We start from the raw sequence: 14,890 nt of genomic DNA on the forward strand, positions 1-14,890 counted from the left end.
ATTTGGCGCACAACCACCACTTGTAGTTACAGTATAGTTGAAAGTTCCCGCTACCGTTGGAGTTCCACTAATAGTGAATACTCCAGCAGCAAAGCTACCAGTCACTCCTGTAGGTAAAGCGCCCGCAGTTATGCTAGCACCAGTTACACCCGTACCTACACTATAAGTAATAGATGAAAGTAAAGTATTCGCACAAAGTGTTTGATTTGTTGTACTTGGTACCGATGTCAACGTCATTGTTGATAAAGGGTTTACTGTAATTGTTCCAGATAAAGAAGCATTTGGTACACAACCACCACTTGTAGTTACAGTATAGTTAAAAGTTCCCGCTACTGTTGGTGTTCCACTAATAGTGAATACTCCAGCAGCAAAGCTACCAGTTACCCCTGCAGGTAAAGCGCCTGCAGTTATGCTAGCACCAGTTGCAGTTCCACCTATAGTATAAACAATATTAGTTAACAAGGTATTAGCACACAATGTTTGTGAGCTTGTACTTGCAGCCGATGTTAATACAATAGTTGGAATAGGTGTTACTGTGATTGTTCCTGATAAAGAAATATTTGGTGCACAACCACCGCTTGTGGTTACAGTGTAATTGAAAGTTCCCGCTACTGTTGGAGTTCCACTAATAGTGAATACTCCAGCAGCAAAACTACCAGTTACTCCTGCAGGTAAAGCGCCCGCAGTTATGCTAGCACCAGTTACACCCGTACCTACACTATAAGTAATAGAAGTAAGTAAAGTATTCGCACAAAGTGTTTGACTTGTTGTACTTGGTGCCGATGTCAACGTCATTGTTGATAAAGGGTTTACAGTAATTGTTCCAGATAAAGAAGCATTTGGCGCACAACCACCGCTTGTAGTTACAGTATAGTTGAAAGTTCCCGCTACCGTTGGAGTTCCACTAATAGTAAATACTCCAGCAGCAAAACTACCAGTTACCCCTGCAGGTAAAGCGCCCGCAGTTATGCTAGCACCAGTTGCAGTTCCACCTATAGTATAAACAATATTAGTTAACAAGGTATTGGCACACAATGTTTGCGAGCTTGTACTTGCAGCTGATGTTAATACAATAGTTGGAATAGGACTAATTGTTACCGATGTTGTAGCAGTTACTGGTGAACAACCCGCAGATGCAGGTGGAATAGTATAAGTTACTGTATAAACACCTACAGGACTTCCATTTGGGGTTATAGTTCCTGTCGTTGCATTAATAACAAGAGTATTTGGATTTGCAGTATAGGTTCCTGGTGCAAAAACTCCTGTTCCTGATAAATTAACTAATTTAGGTACTATATCTAATTCACAAAATGAAGTACTAGGAGTACTAGGAATACTATAAGATATTGAAGCTGTTGGTGGTGTACAATTGTTAGCTATACAAGTTTGTGTGTTTGGTAAAAAACAGTTGCCCGCTGGTCCAGTAGGTGTTAATGTAATTACTACACTATCACCAGGTGTTAGACCTGTTACGGAATAGGTTAAAACATTACCAATTGCTCCAACATTCACTACAGGACTTGCATTTACTTGATAAGATACATTGTATCCTGTTGCTCCTGCAACTGCTGTCCAAGTAAAAGTTACCGAAGTAGTGGTAGATGAACCACAATTTATGGTTGGGGATAAAACAGGATTTATTACAACTTGTGTATCTAAATGAAATGCTGGACAAGATGCCGACAATGGAATGTCATAATTTACTGTATATGTTCCTGGAGTACTAGTACTAGGAATAATTGCCCCAGTAGTTGAGTTTATTGTTAGTCCAGATGTAGGATTAGTTGTATATGTACCACCAGTTGTAGCTGTAGATGTAATAGGTTGAGGAGTAGTAATACTTGTACAGTAAGGACTACTAGGATAAGAAATTGTTCCTGTTGGTGCAGCTGCCACAATTAAATCAAAAAATCTTGTAGCTACACAGCCAGTTGTATTATCTTCAATTCTAACATAAATTCTTACTGGTGAAGAAGAGATAGAGTAATTAGTTAAATTTGCAAAAGGAATAGTTGGAAAACCATTATCTGCAGCTAATTGAGATGTATGATATGTAACTGTATTATTTGCAGAAGGAAGAGCACCTAAAACTTGAGTGTCTTTGTTTATTGAAGGAAATATATAAGGTGCTGGCGAACTTGTGCAAAGAACAATATCCGTTGGTTGTGTTACAGGTATTGGAGCATAATATGTAAGTACCATACTATCGGTAACTTGATAACATCCACCGGGTCTTGTTGTTTTTACTGACCAAGTTCCTGCCTGATTTACAGTTATCGTTTGCATATTATCATAAGCAGGTTGTGGAACTCCTCCTAATAACCATTGAAAAGGTGCAGTACCTGTAGAGAATGGAGAAGCAAAAGATGCTGTAATATTTATTGATGTTCCTGAACACTCAGTACGATCTGGACCTAAAGAAATACCACAAACTAGATCACAATCAGTAGAACCATAAGTTGGTAATATAGGGGATCTTTGCTCTAACTTTATAAATCCTGGTTGACCACTAAAATTAGTAACTACGGCAAGATAATATTGTCCTGCATTAGCACCTGCAATTGTAAGGTGTTCTACAGGTGAAGAATCATAGCTACAGTCAACTAAATTTCCTGGAGCAGGTCTGGGGTAATTACCTGGTGAAGTTGTATTATTACCACAAGGAGGACAGTTATTAACCAAACTTCCACAGTTACCAGTTGCTGAAGTAAAAGGACCCCAAACTGCAAAATCGACATCAAGAGCAGTTCCTGTAGGAAAACCAGCTCCGTTGAAAGCAGTGTTTTGAATAATATCAAAAATTAAAGTACCTGATTGGTCTACTTTAAAATAAAACCATTTAGGATTGGGTGATGAACCAAGACATGCAATAGATCCACCTGTTCCACCAGTCGAATTTGGATATATTAAGGAAGGAATTGTAGGGTCTGATCCACAAAAAGCCTCTGCAGTTGCACAAGTAGATTGTGAGTAAACATTAACAGTAATTAAACTAAAAACTAAAAATAGTACTATTCTTTTCATCTTATTTTTTATAACTTGTTACACTTATAAAATAATGATATTGCCAATCAGAGATTTTTTCGCAATTTGTTTTGGTAACAATTACTCTCCATTTGAAGCACTTACTCATCATTTCAGTATGAATTAATTTCTTTGAACCAGTAATTCCATTTTCATCATTACCTATGTTTAGGAAAATGACATCTTTGTAACTAACGGCTTTATCTTTATTGAAACAATCTAAAATAGGAACTATCTCAATTTTAATTGAAGCATCTTTCACTTCTGAAAAATCCCAATTTACAGTGGCGTATTTTTCAGCATTAGTAGTTTCTTTTGGGCATTCTACAATCTCAGCCTTATAATTCACATTACAATCTATGTTTTCTTGCGAATATATAAACTGTGAAATCATAAAAACAAAGATAATTTTAAGGTAAATAAATTTCATCTTTAAATAGTTTAATTAAAATTTGTCCGAAATTTAATAAAAATTTAAGTAATATTTAATATTTGTTTGCACTTTTTAATAATCAAAATCAATTAATAAATTTGAATATATTCCATATCTTTGCATTTATTATTATTATTATTGAATAAAAAACCTTATTTAATGGCTCATACCGAAGATTTTCAAGACGAAATTGGAAACAATCATATTGCAACAAATGCAAAAAATCCTGTAAGAAAAGATGCATTTGATTTAACTGATGATCAAAAAATAGCATCTATAAAAAAAGATGTAGAAAACATTTTGCAAACCCTTGGAATGGACCTTACTGACGATAGCCTTTCAGGAACTCCCAATCGTGTTGCAAAAATGTTTGTAAAGGAAATTTTTGGAGGACTAAACCCTAACAAAAAGCCAAGTCCATCTACATTTGAAAATAATTACAAATACGGAGAAATGCTTGTCGAGAAAAATATTGTAGTTTACTCAACTTGTGAACATCATTTGTTACCTATTATAGGTAGAGCTCATGTTGCTTACATTTCTAAAGGTTCTGTTATTGGTTTGTCTAAAATGAATCGTATTGTAGAATATTATTCGAAAAGACCTCAAGTTCAGGAAAGACTAACCATGCAAATTGTACAAGAATTGCAAATGGCTTTAGGGACTGATGATGTGGCTTGTGTGATTGATGCGAAACACCTTTGTGTAAATTCTCGCGGAATAAAAGACATAGAAAGTAGTACTGTGACTTCAGAGTTTGGAGGAAAATTTAAGAATTTAGAAACTAAAAGAGAGTTCTTAGATTATATTAAATTAGACACTAAATTCTAAATAAAATATCTTATTAACGAAATGCCCTAGCCCTGATTGCAGTGAAAATCCTTTTTTGAGGTACGAAAAAAAAGATTGAAACGGAAAGCAGGAAATAGCTCTAAAAAAAGAAATAAAATGCCATTATATAAATCGCAACCTATCAAAATATACAATTCGCTATCTAGCGAAAAAGAAAACTTTACTCCTATTAATGAAGGAAATATAGGTATGTATGTGTGCGGCCCTACGGTTTATAGTAATGTTCATTTAGGTAATGTGCGTACTTTTATGTCGTTTGACGTTATTTATAGGTATTTTTTGCATTTGGGTTATAAAGTTAGATATATTAGAAATATTACCGATGTAGGTCATATTGTTGATGATGTAGATGACGGTGAGGATAAAATTGCAAAAAAAGCGAAACTCGAACAACTTGAACCTATGGAAATTGTACAGCGTTATACTGTCGATTTTCATAATGTTCTAAAAGCCTATAACTTTTTGCCGCCCAGTATCGAGCCTACTGCTACAGGACATATTATTGAACAAATTGAAATTGTTAAAAAAATTATAGCTAAAGGAATTGGTTACGAATCTAACGGTTCTGTTTATTTTGATGTGGTTAAGTTTAACGAAACCAATAATTACGGAAAGTTAAGTGGTAGAAATATCGAAGATATGCTAGCTAATACTCGAGATACCGATGGTCAAAGTGATAAAAGAAACCATCAGGATTTTGCGCTTTGGAAAAAAGCAGAGCCAGAACACATTATGCGTTGGCCTTCTCCTTGGAGTGATGGTTTTCCAGGCTGGCATTTAGAATGTACAGCGATGAGTACCAAATATTTAGGTAATCATTTCGACATTCACGGCGGTGGAATGGATTTAAAATTTCCGCATCATGAATGTGAAATTGCTCAAAACGAAGCTTGTACAGGTGAAGAGCCAGTAAACTATTGGATGCATGCTAATATGTTGACTTTGAACGGAAAGAAAATGTCGAAATCGACAGGAAATAATATTTTGCCAAGCGAAATATATTCTGGTGGAAGTCCGTTTTTGACGAAAGCATTTTCAGCATCAGTAGCACGATTTTTTATGTTGCAAGCGCATTATCGTAGTAATCTCGATTTTACTAATGATGCTATTCTGGCTGCCGAAAAAGGGTTTTATCGATTAATGGAAGCCGTTGAAAGTCTAAAAAACATCTCGTTTGCAACATCAAATACTACTTCAATAGACATAAAAACGTGGAAACAAAATTGTTATGATGCAATGAATGACGATTTTAATACTCCAATTTTGATTGCTCATTTGTTTGAAGGCGTTCGTTTTGTGAATGTATTAAAAGAAAACAAAGAGACCATTACAGTAGAAGATTTATTGGATTTTTCAACTACCATGAATGCTTTTGTTTTTGATGTACTAGGATTGGAAGACGAAAAATCGGCAGCAAACAATAATGATAAACTAGAAGGCGTTGTAGAAATGCTTATCAAAATGAGAAAACAAGCAAGAGACAATAAAGATTTTGCGATGTCAGATCAAATTAGAGATCAATTATTGGTTTTAGGAATTCAATTAAAAGACGGAAAAGAAGGAACAACATTTTCAATATAATATTTTGAGTTTAAAAAAAATTCTAATATTCCCATTTATGTTTGTGGTTAGATTTTACCAAATCGTAATTTCACCACTTACGCCGGCAACCTGTCGGTTTACACCAACTTGTTCTCATTATACTGCCGAAGCTTTGCAGAAACATGGTTTATTTAAAGGTACTTATCTTGGAGTAAAAAGAATTTTAAGTTGCCATCCTTGGGGAAGAAGTGGTTACGACCCAGTTCCCTAGAATTATGAATTAAAAATTAAAAATTACGAATTAAAATAGTATTTTTGATTGTTAGCAATTACTACAAAATCAATATGACACATTTTTTACAGATTGTTTGGAATCCTTCAGAAGGAATACAATTGGGCTCATTTACATTACATTTTTATAGTTTAATGTTCGTAGTGGCCTTTGTTTTAGGATGGTTTATTATGAAACCTATTTATAAAAGAGAAAATGAGCCAATAGAAAAATTAGATAGTTTGCTTATATATATGGTTCTAGCTATATTAATAGGTGCCCGATTGGGAGATGTTATATTTTACAATTGGAGTAGTTATTATCCAGACCATTTACTTGAGATTTTTCTTCCAATAAGAGAAAATCCAAATGCTACATTATTTTATTTTATAAAAGGATGGGAATTTACTGGTTTTAGAGGATTAGCAAGTCATGGAGCAGCTATTGCAGTGATTATTACAATGTATTTTTATACAACAAAAATTCTTAAGAGATCTATTTTATGGATTTTGGATAGAGTAGTTATTCCAGTTGCTTGTGGTGCTATTTTTGTAAGATTAGGTAATTTTTTTAATTCTGAAATTTACGGACCAATTGTTTCTGGAAAACCGTTTTATGGTGTTAAATTTATCAGAGAAGATGAATTTTGGATAGATAAAAATATACGTCAAATTACACAAACAAACGATTTAAATAATGCTTATAAGTTAATAGAAACAGATCCTAAATTTGTAGAAACCTTAAATGCGATTCCATTTAGACATCCGTCACAATTATACGAAGCTTTTGGATATGTTTTTGTTTTTGCAATTTTATTCTTTTTATATTGGAAAACAGATGCTCGTGAAAAACAAGGTTTTCTTTTTGGAATGTTTCTAATTATGTTATTTTCAGTAAGAATTCTAGTGGAATTTGTAAAAGAAAGCCAAGGTGGTTTCGAGTCAGCTTTAGGATTATTATCTACTGGACAATGGTTAAGTATACCTTTTATAATTGCTGGATTATTTTTTGTTATTAGAGCAAAGAAAGAAACAGTTTAAATATTAAATCCTTTTTAGATTTTAAATAATAAAGCATCTTAAAATAATTAATTTTAAGATGCTTTTCATTTTTAATACTATTGTTAAAGCATAAATAAAGCTTATTGATACAAGATTTATATCAATAAGCTTTATTTTATTTAGCTAGATATTTAGCTACTTTTTATGCTTTCAGGATTTTTGTGTAAAAGGGGATATTATCTTTTTAAAGAGAAATTACCTTTCATATTTCTTCCGTCTTCAAACTCAATATTATACCAGTAATCAGTAGCAGGTAGTAGAATGCCATTATATGTTCCGTCCCAACCTCTATCTAATGGTGATATTTGTTTTATTAATTTTCCGAAACGATCAAAAATGTAAATAATAGTCTTTGCATTAAACACTGAACTTACGCCTTGTACATTCCAATAATCATGAATACCATCTCCATTTGGAGTAAAATATTTAGGGATTCCTAAAACATATACTACTCTTGGAACTGTTCCACAACCATTTAGATCTTTAACATACACTGTGTGAATTCCTGCCATAACATTTGTGAAAACATTACTTTCTTGGAATGGACCAAATTCTTCATCTAGACTGTAAACATAATCACCTGATCCACTAATATTAATAGTAACAGTATTATTATCTACTAAATCAGTAATTGAAGGAGGTAATATTGTAGCAATATTGGAAGCAGCAACAGTTATTGTTCTAGTTCTCGGACAGCCTTCTGGAATAGTTTTTACTTCAACAGTATAAATCCCTGCTTGATTTACATTTTGTAATGTGTAATTTAGTTCAGCTGGAACTATTGGTGTGCCATTGTAACTCCAAACGTATGTGTAATTTGTTGGTGACGTACCATCATTAATACCAGCGTCTAAAGTAATAAATAATGTAGATAAATTTGAACAAATAGTCCCAGTATCATTTAGATTGATACTTGGCAAAGGGTTTACAATAAAATTGAGTAGTGTAGTCGCAGTACAACTTGTATTCAAAGGGTTTGTTACTGTTACAGTGATTGTTTGTGTAGCAGTAATAAAAGGATTTGGTAAAGGTGTAATATCTACCCCGTTCGCATCGGTATATTTTATAACCATTCCTGTTTGTCCGCCAAGAATTGTATTTTGATAAGTTGATGTGTCAAAACTACTTTTTAAATCGGTATCTGAGCCTGATAATAAATCATCGCATGATGCAGGAATTATGATAGCATTTGCAACTGGTTTTACATCTACTGTAAATTGAATACTAGTTTCATCAGTACAAGCTAATGTTGTATTGTTAGTTACACGAGCCTTTATGGTTTGAGTTGCTGTTAAGAAACTTGCTGGAAAAGGACTTACTACTGGATTTCCGTTTGAATCTAACAAAGGATTTCCGCTCGAATCAAAGTAAGTAACAGTTACAGGAAATGATTGGTTACTGCCTAATAATGTAGCTTCTAAATTTGAAGTATTGAAAGTATGATTTACAACGGTATCAGTAGTATTATCATCGCAAGCTGCAGAAAATGTTACTGCATTTGCAAATGGTAATTTTTCGACAGTTAGGTAAACACGGGCAAAACCATAACAAGCTTGACTAATTGTACTATCCACACGTCCCCAAATGGTTTGATTATTTGGTATGTCATTTTGAAATGAATTGATAGGAGTTATAGGGTTTGTTTGTGCATCTCTATCAGCTATGTTTCTGTAATAATTTATATTATAGCTACCTGGAGGAAGAACTGTAGTGAGTAAATCTGTAGAAACACTACTAATATCGAAAGTTGTTTTTCCGTCTCTATCGTCATCACATTTACTAAATGATCTAGTAAATGTTGCAGGAATTTGTGTTGCTATGACTTGTAAGTTTATTTGTGCCGTTCTAAAACATCCATTCGTGTTTACAACTCTTGTCCAAACGATCATTGCAGCTGGTGTAGTATTTGTAAAAGCTAAAGGATTTGGGATTAATTGCGCTGGATCTGCAGTTTGAGCTCCAGTTAAAGTCGTATAATATGTAAATGTTTCATTAGCAAAATTTGTTGAGATCAAGTTGTTATTTACAGTCAAATTTATTGATGCTATGGCATCTAAATCATCATCACATTGAGTAATTGTAGTATTATTTACAACAGGTAAAGCATAAACTGTTAGTATCGCATCGGCCGAAAGTAATCCACATGAATTTCCTACTTTGTTTAGCTGAACTCTATATTTATAACTATTCATCGCATTAGTTACACTTGTAATGGTTAGTGTATTTGTTGTTACGCCAGAATATGGAGCCGCGTTTGTAACATTGTTCCAAGTAACACCATCAGTAGAAACTTGCCATTGGTATGTGTTTCCTCCATTGTCAGCAAGTGTGATTGTTGCATTTTGTAATTCGCAAGTTGGTGCAATACTTGGTTGTGTTGTAATTATAATAGGAGCAAAAGTTATGTAATTTGCATTTGGTGTTGTATAACCTACACCGCTTGTTACTTGACCATTTGCATTTACTGTTGGCGGAGTAATTATACCTAATAATCCGTCGCCATTAGCATCTGGAGTTCCTGTAAAACCTGCTTCTGTAACATCATTACATAAATCATTATCAGAATCTAGTTCGCGATAATTTTTTATTCCGTCATTGTCAGTGTCAGCAATTAATTCATCTGAATCTAGAATACCATCATTGTCTGAATCTAAGTCTAAATAATCTAAAACTCCATCACCATCAGTATCTACTGGATTTAATCCAGTCCCAAAAGCATTGTCAAGTCCATCAGTATTTAAATCAGCATTTGATATAGTAACAGAAGCATTTACTTGGGCTTCAATTGTATCTAAAATACCATCGTTATCACTATCTGTATCTAATTGGTCAGGAATGTTATCGCCATCAGTATCTCTATATACACAAGTTGCAACTAGTTTAAATGTTGATTTGTTTCCAGTTGTATTAGTAAGATTTTTGTGGGTAATTTTGAAGCTAGCTGTTTGAAATGATTGGAAACTAAATGTTCCTGTTCCTGCTGCCAAAGGAATATTTCCATTTAATCTAAATCTAATTTCGAAAGAAGAGTATTGTGTTACTCCACTTTCATAGATTCCGTCATAATTAGTGTCTATAAGTAACTGATTTGTTGGATTTAAAACAGTCACAGTTTTATTCACATCAGAGTTTACAATATATTCAGCATCGGCATTAAGTAAATCAGTTGCATTTGCTATAGCTGGATATTCTAATCTAATATTTGTAGGTTGCGAAAAATTAATATCATACACTACATTATATCCTTTTCCTGCTAATACTTCTGTAATAAAACTTCCATCAGCATTTCCTAAAAATGGAGTAGGAGCAGCAGGAATTGTGTTGGTTACTGTTCCGGTATAACTAATTGTACTTTGTGGAATTGTACCACTTGGAATTAGAGTGTTTATGATTTGATTTCCAAATGATTCGGTACAATTTGTGATACCATCATTATCCAAATCAATGTCAATATTGTCGTTTGCTAAATCATTTTCACCATTTGCAGGACAAGAACTAACAGGAGTTTTATCGGAAACTAGTGGTGGAGTTGGACAAGTAGATATGGACGCTATTACATTATAATATCCTGGTTGTGTTGGTAAATACTGATTTGTAGTGGCGCCAGGAATAGCAACGTCATTAAAATACCATTGAAAAACATCGAAAGCAGTGATACTACTCACTGCTAAATTGGCATTTGGGATACAATTTAACTGCCCAGTTACTACAATTTGTTGTGTTACTTCTGGTTTAAATGTAAATCCTGAATAGAATCCACCATAAGTGGCAGCTCCACTAGAACCAAAATAAGAAAGATATATAGATTTTGATGAAAACACAGAAATATTTCCTGTAAAACCTTCAAAAGTATAAGTTTCATAACCACTATTTCCTGTTACAGCAAACGGCCCATTTACTGTTATTCCTGCAGTTGGTAATGTTGCTAATGTGTAAGAAGTTCCATTTATTATAAAATTTAATGTTGCCCCAGTTTCAGTAACAATACAAACTGTTCCTGAAAAACTATTATCATTACCCACCTGATCAATAAATGGAATATTATTTATAACCTTTGGTGTTTCACAACTTAAAGGAGGTAAAAACGACATATTTTGATTTGCTTGACTTCCAGATCCTCCAATTCCTTGATAAGCAAAAGCATTCTTAGATGTTCGTACATATAAGTTACCTGAAGCGGAAAATTGAGAACCATCTAAAGCAATATATTGTCCTGCATTTAGTGTGGTAGTTGGTGTTGCACTTCCGTTAAGAAATACTTCGGTATTATTTTCGTTGGCTACAATTAGGGGTCTTTCTATGACATCTTCTCCGTTTCCTTTTATAAAAATATATTCTTTACCAGTTCTTTCTGCAGATACGATTTGGTCGAAACCAATATCAGAGTTATTACTAATATTACCATTACTTCCACCAAAAGAGCCACAATTTACAGCTACAGGTTTAGTTGAAGAAATAAGAGCTCCAATAAGTCCATCTTTATTATCTAAATCAGGACCCTGAACCGCCATAATAAAACTTTCTCCACTATTTAGTGTAATGTTTGCAGGAGTATTTCCTGCTCCAGCATTATTTATTAGGGATACTCCAGGTTTTAAATCACTAAAAGAAACAACAGTATTATTTTCGGTTGCTAGTATAGAGGCAAAAGTATAATGTCTAGAATCGGTAGTAACTCCTGTATTTATAAAAGCACCAATTCTGAATTGTGTACCTAGTGCTGCAAGTCCTTTAGAAACTAATCCTCCAGCATGATTACCTCCAGCAGCAGTAAGTCTTACTGTAACATAAACTAAATCTTCAGCTTCAACAATATAACCTTTATTATTTAAGACTGTATTTACTTTTATTCCATTGGCAAGAATTTGAGTGTCATCCCCATTTCCTATAAGAATCGTTTGAGGATTATCTCTACGAACAGTTCCTGTGGTTATTGTTCCACCAATAGCTGTAATCCTATAAGTTATATCGGTTATACTTGGACAAGATATATATAAGTACTGATCTAATGTTTCGTAGGCATCAGTATTAGATAAAGGCGGGATATAATGTGTTTTACTAAATTGTGAAAAACCATTAAAACTTAAAAACAGTGCTAATAATAAAAATTTTATTTTCATAGGGATTTTACAGAAATTCCCCAAAAGTAGTTAATTATCTCTTAAGCGTGAAGTGACTTTTGACAGTTTTATTGTTAAAAAGTGTTAAAACAAACCAATAATCGGCAGATGGTAAATTTTGGCCGTTAAAAGTTCCGTTCCAACCATTTGAACTTGAATCAATTTGTTTTAGTAATTTTCCAAATCTATCAAATATATTTATGGTAGAATTTGGTTTGGTTTTTATATTTTTTATAACCCAAGTGTCATTTATTCCGTCTCCGTTTGGAGTAAAAAATTTAGGGTAATCCAACACATAAATTGTTTTGGATGGTGTAGGTAAACAGCCGTTTTTATCTTTTACATAAATGGTATATTCTCCAGCTAAAAGATTTGTGAAAAATGGACTTTCTTGATAATTCACACCATCTATAGAAAAAATGTAATTACCACCATTATCTGTATAAGTAATAGTTATAGAGTTATTATTTTCTGAAAAATCATTTATCACAGCATCTATGTTTGTTGCAGCAGCTGAAGGTAGAATTATAAATTTCTTGATTGCTTTACAACCATTTGTATCGGTAACTTCTACTGAATAATTGCCTGCTGTAGCTACATTAGTTTCAAAATCAAAGTCATTTAGCCCAATCCAATTATAACTAGTAAAAGTAGTATCTACACTTAAAGGAATAGAATTTGTAACACATAAAAAAAGTGTTTCGTCCTCAAAATTGGGTGGATTAAAAGTATTAACAATTAGCTTTATAGGGATAATTCCGTAGCAATCTGAACCGTTTATGATTCTTGCATAAACAGTTTGTGAATTTGGTGTTGTATTTGTAAACGGGCTACTTATAGCATTAGTTTGATTTACAGCATTTATAATTGAAGTATAATATTCAGCAGTTAACCCAGCCGGAATTCCCGTTAAACTTGTTGGTAATGTTATATTTGTGATTCCGTCGAAAGTGCCATCTTCATCACATGTTTTTATATCAGGTTGTGTAGGAATGCTATTATTTGCAATTTGTAAGTTTATTGTCGCTGTGCTTTTGCATCCAAAATTATTAGAAACTTCTGCATAAATGGTAGCAGCATTACTAGAATACGTTGAAGGATTTGTAATTTGAGTTCCTCCAATAGTTTGATAATAGGAAACACTTCCTAGTGTAGTATCATTATTTCTAATAAGATTATCTAGTTTGGTTAAATTAAATACCGTAATTCCATCATTATTATCATCACATTGTACTAATGTTTGATTACTTAATGTAGGTAAAGCAGCAAATTGAATTTTCACTTTTCCTTGTGAAGTACAAGCGCCATTTATGGTAACTTCTACTGAATATTCGACAACTGTCGTGTTTGTATTATCAGTAATTGGAAAAGTAGGTGTTGTTACACCAGTATCAATTCCATCTTTAAACCATTTGTAAGTATTTATTCCAGGTTGTGTAGCGTCTAATATTTTATTTTCTCCTGAGCAATAAGGATTATTAGTAGATGCTAAGTGATTTATGCCTAAATCGGTAGCGCTTTCAAAACTCCCGCCACCTAAGAATATTGCCGAATCGTATAAATTATTTCCTTGATCGGCGATGACTAATTTGATATGATAAGTTGTACCAGAAATTACATTCGCTTCGGCTTTCATAATTACTGTTTGACCATTGAAATTTGTAGGATGATTTGTACCATTGAAAGCATCAAAATAGGCTGCATTTGCTGGAGGACAAACCGTACCAGAACCTCTCACATTATTTACAGTAACAGGAATTGATGTTCCAGGGACAATAGCTAAATTTTGATACGTTGAACTTCCAAAAGGTTTTAATAAAAAGGCAAATCCATCAGTATAACCACATTGTGATGCTGATGGATTTGATAAATATTGTTCGGAAGAAAAGATATAATCGAAACTAATTTTATTGGTAATCGGTGTAAAATCAAACTCTAAAACGGTTGCATTTATAGTATTTGAAACACCTAATGCGTTTTGTAAATCAGAATCTCCAGACCAACTGGTTGATCCTTCACTTAATATACTTGAATTTGGACCAGTTGCCGATGTTGCTTTTCCAGTGCTTAATACAATTCCGTTTGCGAAAGGAAAACTACTAGTTCCATTATCAAAATAACCAAAACTTTGTTCTGCAGTTCCAAAATTTCCTCCAGAAGCCATTATATTATTCACTGTGGCACAACCGCCAGCGGAAAAAATATTTTGTACTAACTGTTGTGCGGTATATGTATCATCTACCTGAATATATTGTGCAAAAGTGTTTCCTGAAAATAATAAAGCAACACTAAAAACAAGGATTTGGAGTCTTAATTTCATAGACTGCAAATATACTACAAATCTCGTTTTCTTAAAATTTTATAAGACATTAACATAAATATAACAGTCCAGAATAAAACTATAACTACGTTTGAAAAATGTACATTATAATCATAAATATCATTTACTCCGATTTGATTACCAATATTTTTGACAACTGATAATCTAGAAAAGGGTTCAACAATTAAATTTGACATAGATTCTAAAGGAAAGAATTGATATATTGAATCAACAAATGAATCATTATTTTTTGTGCCACCAAAAATT

At 33.2% G+C, this 14,890-nt stretch carries 7 protein-coding genes and 2 pseudogenes; 4 read left to right on the forward strand and 5 right to left on the reverse strand.

Annotated elements, in window-relative coordinates:
* Together ACKVOV_RS05705 and ACKVOV_RS05710 are read right to left on the reverse strand one after the other, a co-directional pair.
* Positions 1-3,024 (reverse strand): annotated as a pseudogene (locus tag ACKVOV_RS05705) (beta strand repeat-containing protein); the annotation flags it as partial.
* 1 nt (position 3,025) lies between these two features.
* Positions 3,026-3,454: a hypothetical protein gene (locus tag ACKVOV_RS05710; RefSeq protein ID WP_409205800.1), complete on the reverse strand. Its 429-nt coding sequence runs from the start codon at positions 3,452-3,454 to the stop codon at positions 3,026-3,028.
* 162 nt (positions 3,455-3,616) lie between these two features.
* Here ACKVOV_RS05710 and folE point away from each other — a divergent pair, with 162 nt between their 5' ends.
* The 4 genes from folE (at position 3,617) to lgt (ending at position 7,162) form a co-directional block, all read left to right on the forward strand.
* The gene (gene folE, locus ACKVOV_RS05715; protein WP_409205801.1) at positions 3,617-4,288 is read left to right on the forward strand and encodes a GTP cyclohydrolase I FolE; all 672 of its coding nucleotides are present in this window, start codon (positions 3,617-3,619) and stop codon (positions 4,286-4,288) included.
* A 117-nt stretch (positions 4,289-4,405) separates the two neighbouring features.
* On the forward strand, positions 4,406-5,890 hold the full coding sequence (gene cysS / locus ACKVOV_RS05720; RefSeq protein ID WP_409205802.1) for a cysteine--tRNA ligase: 1,485 nt from the start codon (positions 4,406-4,408) through the stop codon (positions 5,888-5,890).
* Between the two features lie 37 nt (positions 5,891-5,927).
* Positions 5,928-6,122: a membrane protein insertion efficiency factor YidD gene (gene yidD, locus ACKVOV_RS05725; protein WP_409205806.1), complete on the forward strand. Its 195-nt coding sequence runs from the start codon at positions 5,928-5,930 to the stop codon at positions 6,120-6,122.
* Positions 6,123-6,196: 74 nt separating this feature from the next.
* Complete coding sequence (lgt, locus tag ACKVOV_RS05730; protein ID WP_409205803.1) at positions 6,197-7,162, forward strand: prolipoprotein diacylglyceryl transferase; 966 nt, start codon at positions 6,197-6,199, stop codon at positions 7,160-7,162.
* 197 nt (positions 7,163-7,359) lie between these two features.
* Here lgt and ACKVOV_RS05735 read toward each other — a convergent pair whose 3' ends face one another.
* The 3 genes and pseudogenes from ACKVOV_RS05735 to ACKVOV_RS05745 form a co-directional block, all read right to left on the reverse strand.
* A complete protein-coding gene (locus ACKVOV_RS05735) occupies positions 7,360-12,303 on the reverse strand; it encodes a T9SS type B sorting domain-containing protein (RefSeq protein WP_409205804.1) in 4,944 nt (1,647 codons plus the stop codon).
* 34 nt (positions 12,304-12,337) lie between these two features.
* Entirely contained in the window at positions 12,338-14,623 is a 2,286-nt protein-coding gene (locus tag ACKVOV_RS05740) for a choice-of-anchor L domain-containing protein (protein WP_409205805.1), read from the reverse strand.
* 14 nt (positions 14,624-14,637) lie between these two features.
* Positions 14,638-14,890 (reverse strand): annotated as a pseudogene (locus tag ACKVOV_RS05745) (ABC transporter permease); the annotation flags it as partial.

The sequence above is a fragment of the Flavobacterium sp. genome (assembly GCF_046153165.1).
Taxonomy (GTDB): Bacteria; Bacteroidota; Bacteroidia; order Flavobacteriales; family Flavobacteriaceae; genus Flavobacterium.

Excerpts from the sequence above, each read along its gene's own strand:
- ACKVOV_RS05710 (WP_409205800.1), bottom strand. The coding sequence starts at position 3,454 with ATGAAATTTATTTACCTTAAAATTATCTTTGTTTTTATGATTTCACAG.
- folE (WP_409205801.1), top strand. The coding sequence starts at position 3,617 with ATGGCTCATACCGAAGATTTTCAAGACGAAATTGGAAACAATCATATT.
- cysS (WP_409205802.1), top strand. The coding sequence starts at position 4,406 with ATGCCATTATATAAATCGCAACCTATCAAAATATACAATTCGCTATCT.
- yidD (WP_409205806.1), top strand. The coding sequence starts at position 5,928 with ATGTTTGTGGTTAGATTTTACCAAATCGTAATTTCACCACTTACGCCG.
- lgt (WP_409205803.1), top strand. The coding sequence starts at position 6,197 with ATGACACATTTTTTACAGATTGTTTGGAATCCTTCAGAAGGAATACAA.
- ACKVOV_RS05735 (WP_409205804.1), bottom strand. The coding sequence starts at position 12,303 with ATGAAAATAAAATTTTTATTATTAGCACTGTTTTTAAGTTTTAATGGT.
- ACKVOV_RS05740 (WP_409205805.1), bottom strand. The coding sequence starts at position 14,623 with ATGAAATTAAGACTCCAAATCCTTGTTTTTAGTGTTGCTTTATTATTT.